Origin of the sequence: Ferrovum myxofaciens (assembly GCF_013181415.1) — a bacterium.
GTDB lineage: Bacteria > Pseudomonadota > Gammaproteobacteria > Burkholderiales > Ferrovaceae > Ferrovum > Ferrovum myxofaciens.
In genome coordinates this window covers 2,429,674-2,451,068 of record NZ_CP053676.1, presented here as the reverse complement: position 1 = coordinate 2,451,068, position 21,395 = coordinate 2,429,674, and the positions used below count along the sequence as shown (strand labels likewise).

The 21,395-nt window shown below is 56.8% G+C and carries 25 protein-coding genes, 2 pseudogenes and 1 riboswitch; of the genes and pseudogenes, 21 read left to right on the top strand and 6 right to left on the bottom strand.

Translation table 11 applies throughout. The features are described from left to right. Positions 1–5: 5 nt before the first annotated feature. The 4 genes and pseudogenes from HO274_RS12125 to HO274_RS12110 all read right to left on the bottom strand — a co-directional run bounded on the left by HO274_RS12125 (position 6) and on the right by HO274_RS12110 (position 4,156). Positions 6–1,907 (bottom strand): helicase HerA-like domain-containing protein, encoded by a 1,902-nt coding sequence (locus HO274_RS12125; protein WP_273119996.1) that lies wholly within the window; start codon positions 1,905–1,907, stop codon positions 6–8. 334 nt (positions 1,908–2,241) lie between these two features. Continuing rightward, positions 2,242–3,006 (bottom strand): annotated as a pseudogene (gene istA / locus HO274_RS12120) (IS21 family transposase); the annotation flags it as partial. Between the two features lie 143 nt (positions 3,007–3,149). Continuing rightward, positions 3,150–3,326, bottom strand: coding sequence for a hypothetical protein (locus HO274_RS12115; protein WP_273119993.1), 177 nt, complete (start codon positions 3,324–3,326; stop codon positions 3,150–3,152). Further along, entirely contained in the window at positions 3,323–4,156 is an 834-nt protein-coding gene (locus HO274_RS12110) for an SIR2 family protein (protein ID WP_273119990.1), read from the bottom strand. The genes HO274_RS12115 and HO274_RS12110 overlap by 4 nt, the downstream gene beginning before the upstream one ends. 32 nt (positions 4,157–4,188) lie before the next feature. Between HO274_RS12110 and HO274_RS12105 the strand changes: the two genes are divergently transcribed. The 3 genes from HO274_RS12105 to HO274_RS12095 are packed head-to-tail and all read left to right on the top strand — an operon-like array spanning position 4,189 to position 6,413. Further along, entirely contained in the window at positions 4,189–4,692 is a 504-nt protein-coding gene (locus HO274_RS12105) for a hypothetical protein (protein ID WP_273119988.1), read from the top strand. A gap of 42 nt (positions 4,693–4,734) precedes the next feature. Next, the gene (locus tag HO274_RS12100; RefSeq protein WP_273119986.1) at positions 4,735–5,571 is read left to right on the top strand and encodes a type IV toxin-antitoxin system AbiEi family antitoxin domain-containing protein; all 837 of its coding nucleotides are present in this window, start codon (positions 4,735–4,737) and stop codon (positions 5,569–5,571) included. After that, positions 5,571–6,413 (top strand): nucleotidyl transferase AbiEii/AbiGii toxin family protein, encoded by an 843-nt coding sequence (locus HO274_RS12095; RefSeq protein WP_273119983.1) that lies wholly within the window; start codon positions 5,571–5,573, stop codon positions 6,411–6,413. The genes HO274_RS12100 and HO274_RS12095 overlap by 1 nt, the downstream gene beginning before the upstream one ends. Positions 6,414–6,901: 488 nt before the next feature. Here HO274_RS12095 and HO274_RS12090 read toward each other — a convergent pair whose 3' ends face one another. Both HO274_RS12090 and HO274_RS12085 read right to left on the bottom strand, forming a co-directional pair. Then, positions 6,902–7,189, bottom strand: a complete 288-nt coding sequence (locus tag HO274_RS12090; protein ID WP_273119980.1) for a hypothetical protein — start codon at positions 7,187–7,189, stop codon at positions 6,902–6,904. Between the two features lie 17 nt (positions 7,190–7,206). Next, on the bottom strand, positions 7,207–7,440 hold the full coding sequence (locus HO274_RS12085) for a hypothetical protein (protein ID WP_273119977.1): 234 nt from the start codon (positions 7,438–7,440) through the stop codon (positions 7,207–7,209). A gap of 67 nt (positions 7,441–7,507) precedes the next feature. On the opposite strand from HO274_RS12085, the gene HO274_RS12080 reads away from it, so the two are divergent. The 18 genes and pseudogenes from HO274_RS12080 (at position 7,508) to HO274_RS11995 (ending at position 21,393) form a co-directional block, all read left to right on the top strand. Continuing rightward, entirely contained in the window at positions 7,508–8,383 is an 876-nt protein-coding gene (locus HO274_RS12080; RefSeq protein ID WP_273119975.1) for a putative transposase, read from the top strand. After that, the gene (locus tag HO274_RS12075) at positions 8,380–9,723 is read left to right on the top strand and encodes a putative transposase (protein ID WP_273119973.1); all 1,344 of its coding nucleotides are present in this window, start codon (positions 8,380–8,382) and stop codon (positions 9,721–9,723) included. The genes HO274_RS12080 and HO274_RS12075 overlap by 4 nt, the downstream gene beginning before the upstream one ends. Positions 9,724–9,760: 37 nt before the next feature. Beyond that, positions 9,761–10,897: pseudogene (locus HO274_RS12070) on the top strand (phage/plasmid primase, P4 family); the annotation flags it as partial. A gap of 154 nt (positions 10,898–11,051) precedes the next feature. Next, positions 11,052–11,525: a crossover junction endodeoxyribonuclease RuvC gene (locus HO274_RS12065; protein ID WP_273119969.1), complete on the top strand. Its 474-nt coding sequence runs from the start codon at positions 11,052–11,054 to the stop codon at positions 11,523–11,525. Next, a complete protein-coding gene (locus tag HO274_RS12060) occupies positions 11,522–12,112 on the top strand; it encodes an antA/AntB antirepressor family protein (protein WP_273119966.1) in 591 nt (196 codons plus the stop codon). Before HO274_RS12065 ends, HO274_RS12060 begins: the two co-directional genes overlap by 4 nt. A gap of 11 nt (positions 12,113–12,123) precedes the next feature. Then, on the top strand, positions 12,124–12,327 hold the full coding sequence (locus HO274_RS12055) for a hypothetical protein (RefSeq protein ID WP_273119964.1): 204 nt from the start codon (positions 12,124–12,126) through the stop codon (positions 12,325–12,327). Beyond that, entirely contained in the window at positions 12,320–12,724 is a 405-nt protein-coding gene (locus HO274_RS12050) for a DUF6362 family protein (protein ID WP_273119961.1), read from the top strand. Before HO274_RS12055 ends, HO274_RS12050 begins: the two co-directional genes overlap by 8 nt. 138 nt (positions 12,725–12,862) lie before the next feature. Then, a riboswitch (Fluoride riboswitch) is annotated at positions 12,863–12,939 on the top strand. Positions 12,940–13,012: 73 nt separating this feature from the next. After that, the gene (crcB, locus tag HO274_RS12045) at positions 13,013–13,408 is read left to right on the top strand and encodes a fluoride efflux transporter CrcB (RefSeq protein WP_273119958.1); all 396 of its coding nucleotides are present in this window, start codon (positions 13,013–13,015) and stop codon (positions 13,406–13,408) included. Beyond that, a complete protein-coding gene (locus tag HO274_RS12040; protein ID WP_273119955.1) occupies positions 13,405–13,785 on the top strand; it encodes an HIT family protein in 381 nt (126 codons plus the stop codon). Before crcB ends, HO274_RS12040 begins: the two co-directional genes overlap by 4 nt. A gap of 24 nt (positions 13,786–13,809) precedes the next feature. After that, positions 13,810–14,160, top strand: a complete 351-nt coding sequence (locus tag HO274_RS12035; RefSeq protein WP_273119953.1) for a DUF190 domain-containing protein — start codon at positions 13,810–13,812, stop codon at positions 14,158–14,160. Next, positions 14,157–15,332: a cation:proton antiporter gene (locus tag HO274_RS12030; RefSeq protein WP_273119951.1), complete on the top strand. Its 1,176-nt coding sequence runs from the start codon at positions 14,157–14,159 to the stop codon at positions 15,330–15,332. The genes HO274_RS12035 and HO274_RS12030 overlap by 4 nt, the downstream gene beginning before the upstream one ends. A gap of 10 nt (positions 15,333–15,342) precedes the next feature. Further along, a complete protein-coding gene (locus HO274_RS12025) occupies positions 15,343–15,753 on the top strand; it encodes a universal stress protein (RefSeq protein WP_273119949.1) in 411 nt (136 codons plus the stop codon). Positions 15,754–15,801: 48 nt separating this feature from the next. Continuing rightward, the gene (locus tag HO274_RS12020) at positions 15,802–17,529 is read left to right on the top strand and encodes a dynamin family protein (RefSeq protein ID WP_273119946.1); all 1,728 of its coding nucleotides are present in this window, start codon (positions 15,802–15,804) and stop codon (positions 17,527–17,529) included. Between the two features lie 65 nt (positions 17,530–17,594). Continuing rightward, positions 17,595–18,683, top strand: coding sequence for a CNNM domain-containing protein (locus HO274_RS12015; RefSeq protein ID WP_273119945.1), 1,089 nt, complete (start codon positions 17,595–17,597; stop codon positions 18,681–18,683). Continuing rightward, positions 18,676–19,878, top strand: coding sequence for an MFS transporter (locus tag HO274_RS12010; RefSeq protein ID WP_273119943.1), 1,203 nt, complete (start codon positions 18,676–18,678; stop codon positions 19,876–19,878). Before HO274_RS12015 ends, HO274_RS12010 begins: the two co-directional genes overlap by 8 nt. A gap of 4 nt (positions 19,879–19,882) precedes the next feature. Beyond that, complete coding sequence (locus HO274_RS12005; protein WP_273119940.1) at positions 19,883–20,290, top strand: hypothetical protein; 408 nt, start codon at positions 19,883–19,885, stop codon at positions 20,288–20,290. Between the two features lie 11 nt (positions 20,291–20,301). Next, positions 20,302–20,772, top strand: coding sequence for an HAD family hydrolase (locus tag HO274_RS12000; protein WP_273119938.1), 471 nt, complete (start codon positions 20,302–20,304; stop codon positions 20,770–20,772). Positions 20,773–21,117: 345 nt separating this feature from the next. Further along, the gene (locus HO274_RS11995; protein WP_273119935.1) at positions 21,118–21,393 is read left to right on the top strand and encodes a hypothetical protein; all 276 of its coding nucleotides are present in this window, start codon (positions 21,118–21,120) and stop codon (positions 21,391–21,393) included. Positions 21,394–21,395 lie beyond the last annotated feature (2 nt).

Below are 21,395 nucleotides of genomic sequence, written 5' to 3'. Positions count from 1 at the left end.
ACTGTTCAAACTCGCGAGCACGGATAGGCAGGCTTGATGTAGGCGTGCATGAACTTGCCCTTCGACTCCGATGCCATGAGTTGCTGATAGATCGGCTCGGGAACGTTGTAATACTGATAGAGCCCACCGTTCTTGAACTCGACTTCGAGCGTGCTGCTCGTCGGCTCGTAGCCAATGGATAGCATGGTCGATGAGTCCACCATTTCTCGTTCCATGCTCTCTATCTCCTCTTGTGCAACCGGGGTGCGCAACACGCGCAATGTGGTCCAGGTAGGGTTTTGTGCGCGCCAGGACGCCGCAACACGTTCGTAGCTTTCCGGCAGACGAGCACCCTGCCAGCGCTTGGCGACATCAGGATCTTCGCTATTCGGTCGGTGCTTTTCGTCCGGCAGGGTGATACGACAACGGATAGGAAGACGCGCCGCCTCACCGGTAATGATTGCCTCCCCAACGCGCAGCACAGGCAGACTGTCAATCACGCCCGCCAGGTTGTCCGGCAACGATGCCTGAACCTTCGCGCGATCCGATGAGTTCGAAAGACGCAGCGCGATGAATGTGCCGCACTGAGAAAGGATGGTTTCGTCGACCTCAGATGGACGCTGGCTGACGACCATTGCACCGATACCGAACTTGCGCCCTTCCTTCACGATCCGTTGAACCATGGCGCGCGCTGGCCCATCGGCGTCTTTGGAGAGATAGCGGTGCGCTTCCTCCATCACCATGAGCAAAGGCCTTGCGATACCACCCTCGCTCTTTTCCCTGCCCCAGAAGAGTCCCTCATAGATGATCTTGAGAATTGCACCAATCAGACGGGCGACCACGGTGCTGGGAATCCCGGATAGATCGAGGATCGTGATGGGCTTGTCATGCCCCAGCCACGCCTGCAGCAGTTCTGGCAAGTCCTTCGCGGCTTTGCCACTGAGGTCGGGCTCCCATTCACCAGGATGCAGTAGGAAATCGTATTGGCGATCCAGCAAGCGGGATCGCATCTGATCCAAAGGACGGCGGATGCCCAGCACGCCGATCTGATTGATGAAAGGCGCTGCGGACCCGGCCCCATGAAGTTTGTAGCGCGGCGCTTTCAGCGTCGCTGCATCACCGGCTTCATCCAACGCCGGCTGCGTTCGCGGTTGGTCAGCCCATGTCTTGATTTCCGGTTCCAGCAATTCGAACCAGAGCTTTTTTAGACTGAACGGAACGGGACTGTCGGCCGTCATCGAGTTGAGGTCCAGACCGGCAACCGACGTGTCGTTCACCAGCTTGGTCTTGTAGTCAAAGATGCGATCAAGAATCTGTGACAGCGGCTTGTCGTCGAGTTTGCCCATCAAGAAGGCGAGGAGATCGGCCGGGTCAAGCGCCCAAAACGGGATGTGCAATGGCTGTTCATCAGCACTCGGATTGACGCGAAACACAGTTGATACCGAGCGCAGTGCGCGACCATACTCGCCATGAATATCCAGCAGCAGAATCCGCGCACTCGGAAACCCGGTGCCGCCCTCTGCGCTTCCGCCCAACGCGATCGATCGCAGCAAGCTGGCAATGGTCGTGGATTTGCCCGCCCCCGTAGAACCTAGCACGGCGCTGTGACGGGTGACGAGCTTGTCGAGATCGATGCGGACGGGGATGCCTTCGGCACTCGCCAGCCGTCCGATCATCACTTGGCCACTATCCTGATTGCCGTAAATGACCGCGAGATCTTCCTCAGTCACGAGATGGACTTCATCCTTGACGTTCGGATACTGGCTGATCCCGCGCTCGAACGAAGCGCCGACGATCTCTCCCACGAGTTGGATCGTCATCCAGCGGTCGCCGCGATCATTCGGTTCGCGCGCCGCTTCTGGTGCCGCATTCGCACCGACTTCGGCGACGATGCCATACAGGTCGTGATAGCCCTGCGGGATACGCACGAAGCTGCCGACTTGGCCGATGCGGTAGCTCTTGCGTATTCTGGTGAAGATGACCGGTGATTCTGGTTATCGTGACCGATGGTTAGGTCATGGGGTTACGCGCTTATATTGTACTGTGATCGGTCACGATGACTCGATATTTTCCTCCTTTTTCATGTTTTTCCCCCTGGCTTTTTGTCCGTTACTGCGTAACGGTCTTTCGCCTGCCTCCAGATATACATCCAATTCATCGCTACTTATCCCAGATAGGATCTTTTTCTCTTCTGCCACTACCAGTCGCTCAACCAATTCTCGCTTCGTTACGCAGTAACGGGACGCCAATCGCTGGACCGCCAGACTCGACTTTGGCTTTATCCTGGGGGGAGTAGGTCCGGGCAGGAAGTACCGAGGTACCGTAGTGGCGGGCAAAATCCAGTACCGTGTCGTTACTGCGGGGCTCATAGCGGTCCGGATTGGCAATCAATGCCTTGGGGTTATCCGGGACGATGAGTTGGGTGACCCCACCATAGAATTCCAGTGCCCGGATCGTTCCATTTATCCAGTCCTCCGTCGTCTCGCGGGGCGTGGCACAGGCGAAGGTATAGCCGGATGCCCCCAGGGCCGCCACGAAGATATGGGCACGATCTCCTCCCACCAAGGGGATAGTTGGACCGGCAAAGTCAATGAACAACTTCTCCCCCGCGCGGTGAACCTGGCGCATGGAGCGCTTGAGAGTTCGGGCAAAACGCTGGTAGCAATCACAGAATTGAGAATAACTGTAGGTCTGGCTGTCCGCATATTCAGCCTGGTATTCTTCCCACAGCAACATCAGGGTCATGCCCTTGCGGCGCAATTCCTGATGAATACGGCCAAAGTTCGGCTGAACATGTCGGCGGGTCCGATGTGAAGAACCAACCAACTTCTGTTGCAAACTGGTTTCATCCAGCGTTTGTATGGTGGCCCAATCCAGACCTGCCGCCGTGGTCAGCCCAACATACTTGGCGACTACCCCCTTGGAGATCTTGAGAGCCATCGCAATTTGCTCATGACTGAGCCCAGCATCGAGTTTTAATCGAAGAACATCCTTGATTTTACGCATAGCAATCCTTGGTGTGGGCATGCTGGCTCCAAAAACTGATCAGCATACCCGTTCAGCGGGTCCATGCGTAACACCATTACCCCGTCGTATGACGCCATTCTGGCATCGTGACCGAAGATTCTGGAAACCCGCCAAAATCGGTCACGATAAATCAGAACAGGCGGTCACGATAAATCAGAATGACCGGTCACGATGCCGGAATGAGCGGTCACGTTGGGCCAGAATACCCAGGCAGACACCATGAGAAAGAATACCGATGCCACGCTCGGTGACTGACGCACGCTGATCGCAGCGCCAGTCACGGCACCAACATGGCCAAGCAGTGTCGGCTTCGAATTCATGCGGCACCATCGACGGGTGCTGTCGCGGGCAACGCGACAGCAGCGTCCGGCGGTGTCGGCGCGACAGGAACTGCTGCATCCACAACAGGTGCAGCAAAGGGAAAGTGCTGAGCTGCACGCGATGATGCGAAGAATCGAGCGAGCCGGTCGAAGCGGCCGAGTTGGAATTGCGCGGCCCCACTCTTTTCATCGATGCCCCAATAGGTGGCTCGAATGGCGCCCCAGTCGCGCGTAGGCAGATCACCCGGCATCCACGGTGCCGCGATGCCATTGATCATGGCCTTGTCCGGGGAATACAAGCTCATATTGGCGCGGCGCCCCGCGATGTCGCGGGCATGAATTTCTTGTTCGAGCGGTTTGAACTGGAACGCGAACACGCTGGCCGACGGATTGGCGGCCAGGCATTCATCGATCCGCGCGGAAATGTGCGCGTCAGCGAAGGAAAACCCGGTCGCGATCAGCAACGTGTCTGGCATCATCAGGAACGCCCGCAAGCGGTCGAACAGCGCGGCATACGGTGCCTTCTGCGTCTGGTCGTATTTCAGATGTTCGGGGAACACCAAGTGGGTGGCATTCGCCTTCCCCGTGCGCACCACTTCGCCTCGCGCATTGGCGGCCCAGCCGAGCGAACCATGCAGCTTCCACAAGCGCGTCCAACGCGCTGGCAGGTCATTGCTCGCCACAGTAGACGGATCAAAAAAGGGTTCACTGGCACCGCTGAACCCGTCAAAAAACGGGACGCGCGTGCGCTCCAGCGCTTGCTCGAACAACAGGTCGTAGTTGGTGGTGAAATTTCCACTGGATGTTCGCGTCCCGTGCCGCTGATCCACGTCACGAACTCGGTGTACGGCGAAGGACCGCCGTGAAGGGGCTTGTTGACGATGGTGCCGATCTGCTCGCAGATAGCTTCGCTCAGTTTTTTGTACCCTTCCCCATTGATGTCATGAACCTTCGTCTTGCCAATGACGCCGGCCAAACTGCGCACTCGCGACAGGATCGTTTCAATGTTTGGGGTTTCCAGTTCGGCCCATACGGCGTCCAGGGGCTTGCCGTAGTCGGCTTTCAGCGCTTCCATTACCATGTCGGTGAGGCCTGCCACAGCAGGGATCAGTGGCTTGTCGCTACCGGGAGGGAAGATGCCAGCCGGCGCGCCCGCCCCGACCAGGAGGCCGATCCGCTTGCGTCCCTGGGCAATGATCTGCCGCAGGCTGGCCATATACTGGTCTGGATTGTGGATACTGACGGTCATCGAGCACTCCCTTTTTGGTGCAGCCTATGGCGATTTTTGCCTTTAAATTTTAATTGTTACATTTTACGCTCAATTTGTCTCCTAGAGGGAGACAAACTTGCCGCTGAATATCGTTGATGTTATATTTAGCGCGCAGTACGTTTCTTTTTGAGGTGCATATTGAGCGCAAAATATCATTTGCAAACGAAGACGCTAGGCCCACGCGCAGCGCAGCTCTTCACTGAACTGAATGAACTACGCCGGTCCACGTTCACCTTGGCGGATGTGGAATCGATCACCGGCCTGTCGTCGGCATCAGCCCGGAATCTCGTGCACAAGGCCCAGCAGCGAGGCTTGGTTACGCGACTGAAGCCTGGCCTGTACAACCTCGTGCCATTCGAACTCGGCCGGGCCACTGAGCACATCGACAGTCCGTACTTGATCGCGCGTGAACTCGCCGGTACGGCGCCATACTTCCTGTCGCACGGCACCGCACTTGAGTTGCATCGCATGGTGACGCAGCCGACCTTCACCGTGTATGTGTCATGCACGCGGCGCGTGCGTCCGCAGACGGTGGGTGGCTATGACTTTCGGTTTGTCCACATTACGGCGGAGCAAGAATTCGGGGTTATGAAGCACTGGATCGACAAGGAGCGCTTCGTGATGATCAGCGACATGGAGCGCACGATCATCGACGGACTCCGACACCCGGCATTTGTCGGCGGCATTACCGAAGTCGCCAAGGGTTTGTGGATGAAGCGGGACGTACTGAAAGTCGAACGGCTGGTGGACTACGCACGACGCCTCGGCGTCGGCGCCGTCGTGCGTCGCCTCGGTTACCTGCTGGAACACTATGGCCTGGCCGATGCGTCGGCGCTGGAACCATTGCACGGCATGCTGACGGCAACTTATCAGCGCCTTGATCCACTGCTCCCCGCCGAGGGAGCATTTCTCTCACGTTGGCGGCTCCAGCTCAACGTGACTCCCGAAGAACTCGATGCCGTGAGGCTTGGCTGATGATTCCACAACGCAACATTTCCCTGATCTCGAACACGCTGGTGAGCGCTGGCGGGCGGCGCATTCCCGAGGCCGTCATCGAACGCGATTACGTGCTGGCCTGGTTCCTGACCGGTCTGGCCGGTCATCCGCTACGCGAGGTGCTGGCCTTCAAAGGTGGCACGGCCCTGCGACGCTGCTGGTTTGAGGACTATCGGTTTTCAGAAGACTTGGACTTCACGCTGACCCGTCCGATCGCCCTTGAAGATATCCTTGCTGGGTTGGGCAAAATTTTTGCGGCGGTTGAGGCCGCCTGCGGCTTGCGGATCGCTTTCGACCGCGAAGACCGCCACGGCCACCAGAACAGTCACACGTTTTATCTGCGCTACCAGGGGCCGCTGCCCGCCGCGAACGACGTGAAGGTTGATATCACGATCAACGAAGTCCTGTGCTTCCCGCTGCAAGATCGCTCGATTCATCGCACCTACGACAGCTTTGACGACTTGCCCGAAGGGCCAACCGTGAAGGTCTACGCCATCGAGGAGATCGTGATTGAAAAGCTGCTGGCCTTGAGTGACCGAGCGCGCAACGAGCCGCGTGACTTGTATGACCTCTGGTATCTGTTTGGCGCGACCGACCTTCGCATTGCAGAGCTTCGCGCCGAACTCGATGCCAAGTTGGCGCTGCGGCAGCGCGTCGTTGCAGGCATGGAGCAGGCAATCGCCGCCAAGGAAGATCGTTTGCGGCGACTCTGGACTGCCCGCCTCGCGCACCAGATGAACCAACTGCCACCGTTCGATGACGTCTTTCGGGAAGTGCTGCGGGCCGTTCGCGCTGCCGACTTGCCAAAGGCGGGTGGCTGAGGGCAGCCTACGCACCAAAGGAAGTCCCATGGCCGATTTGCCTTCCTTCGGCCGACTTTACCCTCCCGAGTTTTAGGACTGGAAAAGTGTCAGAAGTAGCATCATACTTCTACCAGTCAGGAGATATCGCCATGCAGACCCTTGCCAAACAAGTCTTGGAACACTGCGTAGCCTGAAATTCATCGGCGAGACCACTGAGCGGAATCAAGATGATTGATGCTTTGATTTGCACGCTCTGTGATGGGTTGTAGACGGCTGTCAGAATCCGCATAAATCTGATGGTGGATTTGACTGAGCAATATTGTGACCGTCACGCAAATGTGAGAGTTGAGGGATTGCGATGAAGTGGTGAACGACCGCAGTGCTTATGCGGTGCTGAGTGGTGCAAATTGTTTGAGGGTTTTCCGGGAGCCAGGGATTTTGTTCCCATCCTCAGGAAGGGGGGGCCGGGCTGACCCAGAGGGGCTGCCCGGCTGAGAGTGCGAAGTTCAGAACAGTTCTTCGGTTACATTGGGACGATAGCCGAAAGCGGCGTTTTGCGAGGTGGCGCTGCGCGCCATCCCTGCGAACGGCTTTTCTGGAGGAATGAGTTGGTCGGCATGATGGCTCAGGATCTGGGCGTAGTAGGCTGCTTCAAAGCGGTGATACAACTGCACCAAAACATCGGCCAGCGCCGCTGCGGCATCATTGGAGAGTTCCGGAAGTTCAATGTCGAGGATGGCGGTGGGTGGACGCTTGTTACGGCGCGAGGTGAAGATCAACTTTCTCTTGGTCATGATTTTCCTTTGGGTCATTAGCGGGCCCGGGAGTTGCGCCGGGTTGAGTGGGTGGTGGAATTGGGGGAGGCAAACACCTCCAGGTAGAGTTTGTCATCCAGTACGGGTAGTTGGCGTTGTGCGGCCACAGCCAGGAGTTGTGCAGCCATGTTGGTCAGGAGCCGATAGTTTCTCCCGGCTCGTTCGCACAAGGTCAGACTTCCTGATCCCGACCGGGTTTTGAGTAATTTTTCAGGATTTGAGTTTAGCACTTTATTTTTTCATGAATTGGGAAAATCGGTATAAAATTGGCGTTGTATTTACAACCTGAAAGTTGATATGTTCAAGCAATCACTTCTTCCCGGCTTTCCTGATGGTGCAGATAAAATCGGAACTTCACTGAGCATCCTGACCAAAGAGGATCAAGTGACATATTTTGTGGGTGGTGATAATTATTTTTCACACCCGGCAGGAGATGAGCAAAGCAGACGTTTTGCACTGACGAGCCTGATGGCAAACGGTCACGTTCGAGCGCGCGACCTTGAAGGATCGCCCTTGCTGATTCCACACCGCACCCTGATGAATTGGACGAAACAGTACCGGCAGGACGGTCCTTGCTCGTTTTATCGCACAATCGGTCGTGCTGCGCCACGCGTGATCACCCCGGATAAAATTGCAGAATGCGCAAGGATTCTTGCAGACGGTATTCATCCATCGGAAGTTGCCAGACGGGCAGGGATCAATGAGTCGACCTTGCGCAAGGCGCTGAAGCGCAATGCGATTCCACAGTTGCCCTGCGTGCTGGATGAAGGTCTGACCAAGCCTGTAGTTGTCAGCAAAAGTGAGCGCAGCCGTATCGATGCGGAGGCTGCCAGCGCAATGGGTACGGCCTGCACGCGAGCCGATGAACGTGTTGCCGCAGCCATGGGCTTGGCCGGCTCTGCAAGCGCTCGATTCGAGGTGGGTCATGATGTTCAGATGGCGGGGCTTTTGACGGCCTTGCCTGCACTGTGCGCGAACGGCTTACTCAGCGGGATAGATCGTCATCTCAAGTTGCCGAAAGGGTTTTATAGTGTTTTGCATATTCTGCTGACACTGGGCTTCATGGCGCTTGCCCGGATACGCCGTCCGGAAGGATTGCGTCACATTCCACCGGGGGAGTTTGGTAAAGTCATCGGACTGGATCGTGTGCCGGAAGTGCGTACCCCTGCGTGAAAAAGATTACCACGATGGCTCGCACAGGTAATCCGCAAGCCTGGATGAAGGAACTGAGCAAGAGTTGGATGGAGAACGATCCTGATGAAGCGGGCTACCTTTATGTCGATGGTCATGTGCGGGTATACCACGGTGATCTGGCTAATCTACCGCGCCGATTCGTCTCACGCGAGAAACTGTGCCTGCGTGGCACCAGCGATTACTGGGTAAACGATGCGTTGGGTCGCCCCTTCTTTGTCGTATCGAAGGTCCTCAATGAGGGGATGGCGGATTGCCTGATTAAAGACATCGTACCCGAACTGTTAATCAGCGTTCCCGGACAACCAACCATGGAGGCGTTGAGTCAGGATCTGCGTTTGCACCGTTTCGTCATGGTGTTTGATCGGGAAGGTGCTACGTACAGTCTGTTCTCTGAACTCTGGAAGCAGCGCATTGGCGCGCTGAGTTATCGCAAGAATGTCAAAGAGGTGTGGCCGGAAGATGAATTTATTGAACAGGAGGTTCCTCAGCCTGGCGGTGGCAGTACGCGAATGAAACTGGCCATGCGGGAAACCCGGCTGGTTTCAGGCAAGGACTCAATGCCGGTCACCGAAGTGCGTCGTCTGACCTTGACGGGGCATCAGACGGCCATCATCACCAGCGCGCAGCATCTGGGAAATGGGGTCATTGCGGGCCGTATGTTCTCCCGGTGGTGCCAGGAAAACTTCTTCGGCTACATGATGGAACACTATGATATTGATGGACTTGTTGAGTATGGCGCGGAAAGTCTTCCTGGCACCTTATTGACTATCAACCCCACATGGCGCGAACTCGACAAACAGGTCAAAAAAGCACATCAAGCCGAGAGGAAACTTCAGGCAGAACTGACCAGACACACCCTGATGGACAGCGTGGATATTCAGAAAAAAGCCGAATCCGTCGAAGCACTTCAGACCGTGCAGATTGAACTGGCACGACTTCGTGCCGAGCGACGGGATATGCCCCGAAAAGTAACGCTGGGCAGTTTGCCCGAGGAGTTGAGAGTAACTCAGTTGTTGCCGTTGAATAAAATGCTGACCGATGTGGTAAAGATGATCGCCTACCGCGCTGAGACCGCCTTGGTGGCGATATTGCGACGTCACTTGAAAAAGGAAGACGAAGCGCGAGCGCTGGTGCGGGAGTTATTCGTGTCTTCTGGTGACATTGAGCCTGATGATGCCGCACAGACACTGACCATCAAAATTCATCGGATGGCAAATCCTGCTCATGACAAGGCGATTGCGAGCCTCCTTGAAGAATTAACGCGGCTCGCTTTTTGTCATCCCGAATCAGGTGCAAGAATGATTTACAAATTGGTATGAGGTGCCAAACTCACATCCTGCTAGATCAGGAAGTCTGAAGATAGCCACCAAACTCGCGGGTTCGAGCACCATCAGCGGAGTGGAACGCCTCGCCCGTTCCGATCGGCGTCACGCCGCCACCACAAATGAATGGGATGCCGATGTGTGGCTGCTCAATACCCCTGGAGGCATGGTGGATCTGCGCACCGGACGAATCCGCCCCCACGATCGGCACGACCGGATGACCAAGATCACTTCGGCCACCCCCAAGGGTGAATGCCCAACCTGGAAATCGTTTCTCGCCGATGTGACAGGAAATGGCCCGGAATTGATGGGGTACCTGCAGCGCATGGCGGGGTATTGCATGACAGGGGTCACCAGCGAACACGCCCTCTTCTTTCTGTACGGCACCGGGGCCAATGGCAAAAGCGTTTTTCTCAATGTACTGGCCACCATTCTCGGTGATTACGCGGCCAACGCTCCCATGGACACCTTCATGGAAACGCGCACGGATCACCATCCCACGGATCTGGCCGGGTTACGGGGTGCCCGTTTCGTCTCCTCCATTGAAACCGAACAGGGTCGGCGCTGGAATGAATCCAAGGTCAAAGGAATCACGGGGGGCGACAAGGTTTCTGCCCGATTCATGCGCCAGGACTTCTTCGAGTTTTTCCCGCAATTCAAACTGCTGGTTGCAGGCAATCACAAACCTGCCATCCGCAACATTGATGATGCCATGAAACGCCGTCTTCACCTGATTCCTTTCACGGTCACCATTCCACCCGAGCGCCGTGACGGAAAACTCACGGAAAAACTGCTCAAAGAACAGGACGGCATTCTGGCTTGGATGCTGGAAGGGTGTCTCGCCTGGCAGAAAGAAGGAATTCCCCGACCTGACCCTGTGGTTTCCGCCACCGATGAATATTTTGAATCGGAGGATTCCGTTGGCCGTTGGCTCGATGAGCGCTGTGTGATCGCGGTTCGCGCTAATTCACTGACCGCTGAACTATTCAATGACTGGAGACAGTGGGCAGAGGCCTCGGGCGAGTTTGTGGATTCCCAGCGGCGCTTCTCTGATCTGTTGATTACACGCGGGTTGGAAAAATGGCGCAATCCCGCCGGGGTCAGAGGATTTCGCGGCCTCGGGTTGAAGGAGCCAGTGAAAGATCGCTTCACCCCTTACTCCGAAAACTGAAAATTTTAACCCGTTGATTTTACTGAAGCCCGACGCAGCCGACTCAGTTCCCTATTTACCCCTATACGCGTGCGTACACGCGTCATATGGAAGATAACCGGATACTGCGCCATCTGCGTCGGGGAGCAACACTCACCACGAGAGGATCGATGAAATGAATGGCTTGATATTGCTGGCGCTGGATCTGGGTACCACCACGGGCTGGGCCCTGCGGGATCGTGAGGGACAAATCTCCCACGGCTATACCTCGTTTCGACCACAACGCTTCGAGGGCGGTGGGATGCGCTACCTCAGATTCAAGCGCTGGCCGACTGAAATCAAGGGCATCGCTGGCGATATTCACGCCCTGTACTTCGAGGAAGTACGCAGGCACGCCGGGGTCGATGCCGCGCACATCTATGGCGGATTGATGGCCACGCTCACCGCTTGGTGCGAACACCACAACATCCCGTACCAGGGCGTGCCGGTGGGCGCCATCAAGCGTCATGCCACAGGGCGTGGCAATGCAGGCAAAGACGAGGTGATCGCCGCCATGCAGGCCAAGGGTCATCCGGTCACTGACGACAACGAGGCCGATGCCCTGGCGCTGCTGCACTGGGCCGTTCAACTGCAAGGAGAAGGAGAATGACGACACCAAGACTGATTCCTGTCCTGACCGGGACGCTCAACGGTCAATCCGTCCAACTGGTGGATGCCAGGCACCTGCACGATTTCCTTGGCGTGGGGCGTGACTTCTCGAACTGGATCAAGGGGCGCATTCAGGAATACGGATTTGTTGAAAACCAGGACTACCTGCTCGCCAAAACTGGCGAAAACCACCCCATCGGTTCAATCGAGGACTTTACCCCTGTTTTGGGGAAGAGTCGCGGTGGCCGACCCTCAGTAGATTATTTCCTCACCCTGGATATGGCCAAGGAACTGGCCATGGTGGAATGCACGGCTCAAGGAAGAAAGGTACGACGTTACTTCATCGACTGTGAGCGCCAGATTCAGCAGTTGCAACAGGGGCTCACCCAAGCACGGTCCGTTGCTCTCATTGAACTTTCCCGTGCCGAGAGACAGGCCATCAACCGGCAGGCTTGGGCCGATGTTGCAGGGGATGCCCAAGCCAAATTCTACGTCCGGCGTGAAGCACTGCTGCGTCAATGTGTCCCATCTGGAGAATCTGGTCCCATCTCGTTACCTGACGATTTCCTGCCTGATTGGGCAAAATGAAGGAGCCTCTCATGAAAATCCATCCTCACCGTTATTCATCGCCACTTGGGCGTTATCAGCCGGAACCCATGGATATCGAAGCCACCAAGAGGGATGGCTGGCAGGAACAGCACATCCTGTTGGTTTCCGAAAACGATAATCGCCTCGATTTCGTGGAACGGGAATTCATCCGTCGCCTTGGCAATCGTCTCTATGGAGGGAAGCGCCATGGATGAATGGGACATCGACGATGTGGCCGCACGATTTGCCGAAGCTGCAGAAACGGGTCGACGACTTCCACCGGCTCGTGTGCAGGGCTATTTCAATGTCTGGCCAGCCTTTGCCCGCGATCTGCGGGAAACCTTTGCAATGGAAGAACCTGAATACCGATGCCTGCCCCCCAGTCCCGCCGCCATCGATCGGATGCTGGAAACCATGCACTGGATGCTGTGGCTCGAGGTGGAACAGCGGCACCTGGTCTGGATGCGAGCCAGGCAATATGACTGGCAGGACATTGCCAAGCGCTTCGGTTGTTGCAGAACCACCGCTTGGCGCCGCTGGCAGAGGGCTTTGCAGAAAGTCACCGATGAGTTACATGGGCAAGTGCGGATTCCAGAGAATCTGAACACATAGACCGGCAACGTGAACATCCAGACCGGCTTATTTGCGCAATTCGTAATATAATTGTAATCGAGAGATGACTGACCTAAGCGTATTCAAACCAAACAAGTTAAGTGAAGTCGCTTTACATTGTTGGCATTGCTTGTTACCTTTCGTCCTGGAGATGGCATGCCTCCCGGAACTTCTGCTCCGAACCGCCCGCAAGGGCTGATGATGCCTACCGATAACCCGGCAGCGGGGCGGTAGGCATTTTTTCTGCCTGCTCTGCCGGATCGATACCAATCTGGGCGGAGTAGTGGCATGGGCATTTACGGTTTTCTTGCAGTAGGTTTCGGCGCGGCTTTCGGTGCATGGTTGCGATGGTGGCTGGGCATTTTGCTCAATCCGGTTTTCCCCACGCTTCCCTTGGGTACATTGGCGGCCAACCTGATCGGCGGTTATCTGGTCGGCGTGGCGGTCGCGTTCTTTACCGAATATGCCGGCCTGCCGCCGGAAGTGCGACTGTTCGTCATCACCGGTTTCATGGGCGGGCTCACCACCTTTTCCACTTTTTCTGCGGAAGCTGTCACGCTCATTTCCCGAAGCGAGTATCTTTGGTCCCTGGCCCACATGGCTGCCCATCTCGGCGGTTCGCTCGTCATGACGGTACTGGGTATGCTGACAGTCAATCTGCTCAAAGCAAAAGGGGCAGCATGATGAACAACAGCTCGCAAAACTGTCCGTTCTGTCACCCTGAAGGCATCCTGTTCGAAAACGACTTGGCCTACTCTATTTTGGACAATAGCCCGGTCAATCCAGGCCACCTGCTGATCATCCCCAAGCGCCATGTCGCTGATTTCTTCCTCGCCACCTATGAGGAGAAAACCGCGCTGTTGTCGTTGCTCGACAGAGCAAAACATTACCTCGATGGCAAACATGCTCCAGCAGGTTACAACATCGGCATCAACGTGGGCGAAGTTGCGGGCCAAACCATTCAGCACGTCCACCTGCACCTGATTCCCCGCTACCGTGGCGATATGGAAAATCCGCGCGGCGGTGTACGAGGAGTAATTCCGTCAAAGATGTCGTACTAAAAATCAGACCAGAAGAGGCACACCATGAAAGGCACATCTCTCAAGTTTTACATGCACGAGAACCGCAATCATCAACACACGCTGGTTTATGAATGGCTGCTGGAACAAGCGAAGAAAATGGGTATACACGGAGGCTCTGCATTCAAGGCCATCGCCAGTTTCGGGCGTCACGGCATCTTTCATGAAGAACATTTTTTCGAGCTTGCGGGTGATCTGCCGGTGGTAGTGGAATTCATCGTGAATGACGATGAGGCTGATCGGCTTCTGGAGATGGTCAGAAGCTCTGGCTTGACCATGTTCTACGTCAGGCTGCCCGCCGAATACGGCGTCATCAATGGCGAAAAATCCATGAGCCCGCGAGGAGAAAACTCATGACGGAAATCTGGGGGCAGGCCGCTTTATGGCTGACGCTGGCGCTGCTGGCTTCTCTGCTGTCCATCTGGTTCAGGGTCGCGACGGCATTGTCTGAAATCGTCGTCGGCACCATCGCCCAACTCATCATCGGCGCATTACTGGGCAGCGCGATACTGGCAGGAGATGCCAGTTGGATCAAGTTTCTCTCGGGTGCTGGGGCCATTCTTTTAACTTTCCTGGCTGGTGCAGAACTTGACCCTGCTGTATTTCGCAAGGAATGGAAGCAAATCACGGTTATCGGCTTGGTGAGTTTCTTTGCACCATTTTTCGGTTGCGCCGCACTCGCCCGCTGGGGCCTGGGCTGGAGCGAAGAGGCCAGTTGGCTCGCTGGCATCGCCATGTCCACCACTTCGGTGGCGGTTGTGTACGCCGTGATGCTGGAATTTGGCCTAAATGCCACCAACTACGGCAAAGCAGTACTGGCAGCATGTTTTGTTACGGACCTGGCCACGGTTGTTGCACTGGGACTCATCTTCGCGCCATTTACCTTTAGAACTCTGGTTTTCCTGGGTACCGGTGTGGTCGTCTTCTTTGTTCTGCCCTGGATCGTGCCGCGTTTCTTCAAACGCTATGGTGGACGCCCTTCGGAACTGGAAGCCAAGTTTCTGATGGCCTGCCTGTTTGGCATGGGCGCATTGGCCACTTGGGCTGATAGCGAAGCAGTGCTGCCAGCCTACCTCATCGGCATGGTGCTGGCAGGAACGGTAGGCAAGGATCACGCGCTGGTGAGGAGATTACGCACGCTCACGTTCGGGCTGCTTACACCGTTTTACTTCATTCGCGCCGGATCTTTGGTTTCGCTGCCCGCACTGGTTGCTGCGCCGTTGGCGTTTATCGCACTGCTGCTTGTGAAGATGGTCACTAAAGTGGCGGGTATCTATCCGGTGACGCGCGCTTACGGTTCACCCAAACAGGAAGGCATGTACACCACGTTGCTGATGTCCACTGGCCTTACCTTTGGCACCATCTCTGCATTGTTCGGACTGTCTCACCAGATAATCGACCAAGCGCAGTATTCAGCCCTGGTAGCAACGGTGATCGGCAGCGCGGTGGTGCCAACTCTCATTGCCAATGCATTTTTCTTGCCGCGTCACTTGCTGAAGACATCCGATGAAAAAGACACTCACAATTAAGGAGACCACCATGATTCACAAACTGCTCATCGCTTACGACGGCTCGACTCCATCCAAGGCAGCCTTCGAATTTGCCTTGGATTTGGCCAGTAAATACGGCGCGGAATTGCATATTCTTGCGGTGGCAAGCGCGCCTGAGTTTGGCGCAGAAGTGGAGACCGAGGCCATCATCGAAAGCTCGATCCGTCATTACACCCAACTGTTGCACTCGTTGAAACCTAGAGTCGCAAGTTTAACGGTTAATTACGAAGTGATGCTCGGACATCCTGCCGAAAGTATTGTGATCTACGCCGAAGAACACGGTATAGATCACATCGTGGTTGGTCATCGCGGCCATAGCCTGTTCGAGCGCTGGCTGCTCGGTTCGGTAGCGCGGCAAGTCATTGCCTATGCGCCCTGCGCGGTGACAGTAGTGCGTTGAGTGCCGGGCGACGATGAAACTTGTGATCACACTTGCGGCGAAGGGACAATGCGCCTCCACGCCCTGCAGCGATGTTTGAGCGATGCCGGGACGCTGCCCGGCATTTCGCTCGCCGAGTTGCACGCGTTATCGGAGCGGGCAGATTCAAGCGCGTTCAATCTTGTCGTGGTGGGTGAGTTCAAGCGCGACAAGAGCAGTGTACTTAACGCCCTGATCAGCACGGATGTCCTGCCAGTCGGCGTAGTGCCCTTGACCGCCATCGCCACTATCCTTGAATACGGCGAGTTAGCGGCGGTGCATGCCGAGTTTCAGGGCGGTTTGGTACAGCAAGTGCCACAGGAAACACTGTGGGACTACGTTACCGAGAAAGGTAACCCGGCCAACGCCAAGGGCGTGCGCGAGATGCGCATCACTTGGCCTTCACCTTGGCTGAAAAGCGGTGTGCTCTTGGTGGATACACCAGGTATCGGCTCGGTGTACCGGCACAACACCAATTTCACCTACCGTATCCTTCTCAAAGCCGACGCGGTGCTGTTCCTGCTGTCTGTGGACCAGCCGGTTGGGCAAACGGAATACGATTTTCTCAAGGAAGTCCGAGAGTATGCAGGACGGATTTTCTTCCTGCTCAACAAGACCGACCTACTTTCCGAAGCAGACTTGACCAAGTCGACCGACTTCGCCTCCCGCGTTCTGGCCGAAGCCATGGGCGAGCCGGTAACCGTATTTCCGGTCTCTGCTCGACTGGCCCTGGAAGGACGCAAGGCCGGTTCAGAAGCACTACTGGCGCAAAGCCGCTTTCCCGCTTTTACTGAAGCGCTCGAACATTTCCTGATGGAAGACAAGGGCAACGTCCTGGTCGCCTCCCTCTCCAAGGGGTTGTTGCGGCTTGTCTCCCAAACCCGATTCAACGCGGAGCTTGCCCTGTCCTCCCTCTCCATGCCAGTGGAAGAATTGCGCCGCAAAGTAGAAGCCTTCGAAAAGAAACGTACTGAGGTAGCGCAGGAAAAGCACGACTTCACCGTCCTGTTGGAAGCGGACGTCAAACGCTTGGCAAATCAAGATGTGACGGCGGATGTGGAAGCCTTCAAGGCAAAACTGACCCTCGATATTGAATCAAAACTGAAAGCCCACTTCGAGGCCGTGCGTCACCTGCCTTCCGGCGAATTGCACGAGGACTTGCAGCGCTACGTGGTGGACGAGGTGCGCGCCGCCTGGGACGGCTTTCGCCGGGATGAGGATGAAAAACCGGATACTGTGTTCCAAGCCTTATGCGAGCGCTTCAGCGGAAAAATACATGCCACGGTGGACGAGTTATATCACTTTTCGTCGGAGTTGTTCTCCATCCCCTTCGAAGCCGTCAGTGCGGAAGTAGCATGGAACGCGAAATCCGGCTTCTATTACAAATTTTGGGAAACGCCAGGCAGCCTCACGATCATGACCACCTCGTTGCTGCACACCTTGCCCAAGTTCATCGGCGATGCGCTGATTCTGAAATCAGCACAAAACTATGACCGTAAACTAACCGACACTCAGGCTGGTCGGGTGCGCTACGACTTCGCCCAGCGGCTGGACAAAAGCATGCGCGATTTCAAGGTCGCCATGCTGGAACGGATAGAGACCACCCAGGCGAGCATTGAGGCCGCAGTAAAAAAAGGCATGGCAACCGGCGCGCGCGACGCAGCGCAGACCGACGAACACGCCCGCGACCTGACTGCCGGGCTGGCCCGCCTGCAATCACTTTCCGCACAACTGCAACCCTTGGTGGCTGCGGCATGAGCGGGCTTCCTTGTTTCCGCGCTGCGTATTTCGCGCCCGTCTTCCACAAGGCGGAGGGTTAATACATGGGACTGCTCCTTTTCTGGATGCTGCTGGCGGTTATCCTTTCCCACCTATGCTCATTGCTGGAGGTCACGCTTTTTTCCGTCCGCACCTCGGCGCTGCTGGAACGGCAGGCTGCCGGAAGCAGCGGCGCGGCCCGCCTGCTCGAAATCAAGCAGAACCGGATCGACGACGCCATCAGTGCCATCCTCATTACGAACACGCTCGCGAGCGTAGTCGGCGCAACATTCGTAGGCGCACAAGCAGTTATTCTGTTCGGGGAGGCATGGGTAGGTGCTTTCTCCGCAGTATTAACCGTGCTGCTGACGGTATTCTCGGAAATCATCCCGAAGACCATGGCGGCACGGTATGCCGGACGGCTTTCCGGTTTCTCCGGGTACGCCTTGTGGTATCTGATCGGGATAATGACGCCGTTTCTCGTGGTAACCGGAGTGATCATCCGTTTTCTCGCCCGCCGTCCCCGCGAACGGCTTACCCGCCGCGAATTTTCGATGCTGGTCGGTGCGGCTCCCCAGGAGGGCGCGATTTCGCTGGCGGAAGCGGTGCTGATCGGCAACCTGATCTACAGCCGCGAGGTGCTGGTGAAGGATGTGATGACACCCCATCGCGTCATGTTCATGATGGATGAAAGTCAGACGGTGGCAGATCTGGTCGCGGCGCCGGGCGCCGATGCTTTCAGCCGCATTCCGCTGTTCGAGGGCGACCGCAGGAATGTCATAGGCTACGTGTCGCACCGCGAAGTCCTGAAGGCATATGCATTGGACAGCGACGGAACGCGGCAGCTCAACTCTTTTCTGCGGCCCATTCCGGTGTTCCGCGAAACCGAGCAGGTGGCCAGAACATTCGAGCAGATCCTGCGGCAACGGGAATCTATCGCGCTGGTGAAGGATAAACAGGGCGAATTGGCCGGCCTGATCACGCTAGAGGACATGCTGGAAGCGATCCTGGGCATGGAGATCACCGACGAGGCGGACGCCATCGAGAGCCTGCGTCCTACCGTCGACAAGTCGCGCAAACAACGTGCCGAGCAACTCCGGCGCAAGCGAATGCAGCAAAACCAGCCGCCAACAAAGGAGGATGACCATGTCTGAGGATAACGGTGCGCACGAACCTCGCTGGCTCAACCGGAATATATTTGGCATGGGCATGGCCAGCCTGTTCAGCGACATGAACCACGAGATGGCCACCGCCGTGCTGCCCGCTTTCCTGTCGTCCGTGCTCGGCGCCCCGGCTTTTGCCCTGGGTGTGATCGAGGGAGTCGCCGACGGCATTTCAACGATCTTCCAGGTGTGGGCCGGCTGGTACAGTGACCGTATCGGCAAGTGCAAGGGGCTGGCCGCCATGGGATATTTCATCACCGCGTTCAGCAAGGCCAGCTTCGCACTCGCCACGAGTTGGTGGCATGTGCTGTTTGGCCGCACCGTGGGCTGGATAGGCTGGTCCATCCGTTCGCCAGTGCGCGATGCGCTACTGGTCGAATCCACCACGCCGGCCACGGTCGGACGCGCCTTCGCCTTTCACCGCACGCTCGATACGCTCGGCGCCATACTCGGACCACTGATCGCATGGCTGCTGCTGGACCACGTTTCCATCCGTACGATCTTCCTGGTTTCATTGATTCCCGGACTGTTGGCCTTCCTGTGCATCGTTCTGCTGGTCAAAGAGAAAGCGCGGATGCCGGAACACGGCAACACTTGGGAAAGCCTGCAGAACCTGCCCGCCGGTTTCCGCAAATTCCTGCTGCCGGTCGGTATCTTCGGCATCTCCAATTTTGCGCCGACCCTGCTGATCCTGCGCGCCCAGGATTTGCTGACGCCGGATTTCGGCGCAGCTCATGCCGCCGCTTTCGCGGTGGGGCTCTATACCTTCGGCAATATTGTCTATGCCCTGGTGGCCTATCCGATCGGGACGCTGGCCGACCGCTATGAAAAAAAGACAATACTGAGCATCGGCTTCGCCCTGTTTGCGATCATGTGTCTCGGCTTCATCCTCGCCGATGCGCAGAAATGGGCACTCGTCCTGTTATTCGCGCTGAACGGGATCTACACCGCCATCATCGAATCGTCGCAGCCCGTCCTTGCCTCCACGCTGCTGTGCGAACACGAGCATGGCACGGGCTACGGTGCCATGAGCTCGGTGGATGGGCTGGGGGATTTCTTGTCGAGCATCACGGTTGGCGTGCTGTGGAGCGTCTTCTCGCCTGCGATTGGATTCGGCTTTGCGGCAACGCTGGCGCTGTTCGCCGCCGTCCTGCTTTATGGCCTGCGCCTGGAATCTGCAAACTGACACCATGGCCAACGAGCGCGAAATCTATTGCATGAATTGCTTCTCGTTGATCCCGGCGCAGGCGGCAATCTGCCCCCTGTGCGGAGAGAGCGCCACCCGGTTGAGCGAACTGGACTACCGGGAAAAATTGCTGCATGCGCTGGAACACCCACTGGACGACGTGCGCATGCGCGCCATCATTGCGCTCGGCCTGCGCCGGGACACGGGCGCGGCGCTGCCGCTGGCTGGGTGTGCGTTGCGGCACCCGCTGAACATTGACGAGGGCATCGCGGTCGTGGCGGCGCTGAAGAACCTGCGCGCATTCCCGGATGGCGCGCGCGCCATGGAAATGCTGGCCGAAAACCATGCCGCCCATGCGGTGCGTACGGCAGCGCAACAGATATTGGAAAAGGAGCGTAACGATGGACGGTAATGGAGTGGGCCTTGCTTGAAATCTCCATTCCCGCCGCGGAGCGCATGTGCCTTGAGCATCTGGTGCTGGATTACAACGGCACGCTGGCCGTGGATGGCGCGCTACTGCCGGGCGTGTCCGAAGCGCTGCGGCAACTGGCCGGACAACTCACCATCCATGTCATTACGGCGGATACTTTTGGCCATGCCCGCGAAGCCCTGGCCACCCTTCCATGCACATTGACGATTCTGCACGCAGAAGGACAAAACGCCGCCAAGCTAGCGTACCTCCGGAACCTCGGCGCAGATCGCTGTGCTGCCATCGGCAACGGCCGCAACGACCGTTCGATGATCGGGTACGCAGCACTGGGTATCGCGGTGATCCAGAAAGAAGGGGCGGCGGTGGAAACCATGCTGGCAGCGAAAGTGGTGGCGCCCGACATCAACTCCGCGCTGGAATTACTGCTCAATCCGCAACGCCTTGTTGCAACGTTACGACTATGAAAGAACGACGAGCGAATGGAAATCAAATGACAACATGCCTGACGAAAAAACCCGGTACCTGCGCATGTCCGCTTTGCCAGACGGGGGCCAGGTGCGATACGGGTTATTTTGACCACCCCTTCGACGATCCGGATATCTTCGCGGGAACCAGCGAGGCCATATCGGAGACGCTCGGCTTCTGCCCCAGGCATGGCGCCAGCCTGCTCTCCAGGGAACCCTTGTTCGGGGGCGTCGTTGAGGTGATACACGATGCGATCCCCCGGCTCAGGTTGCTGCTGAACAAAAAATATTTGCAATGGCCTGTTCTATCTGCTGCTGGGCATCAACGGTTTTCACGCGCTGTGGTTGTGGCCGCTGTTTGCGTTCTACGGCCTGTTTCTCGCCGCCACAGAAGGCGCGGAAAAAGCCTTGGTGGCCGACCTTGCACCGCACAACCAATTGAGCACGGCCTACGGCTGGTTCAACATGACTGCCGGCGCGATGCTGTTGCCAGCCTCGCTGGTATTCGGTTGGCTTTGGCAGGGTATCAGCCCGCTTGCCGCTTTCGGCTTTTCCAGCGTTTGCGCCCTGCTTGCCGCGTTGCTGCTTAAATTCTGGGTCATCAATGGCAAAGCAACTTAGCC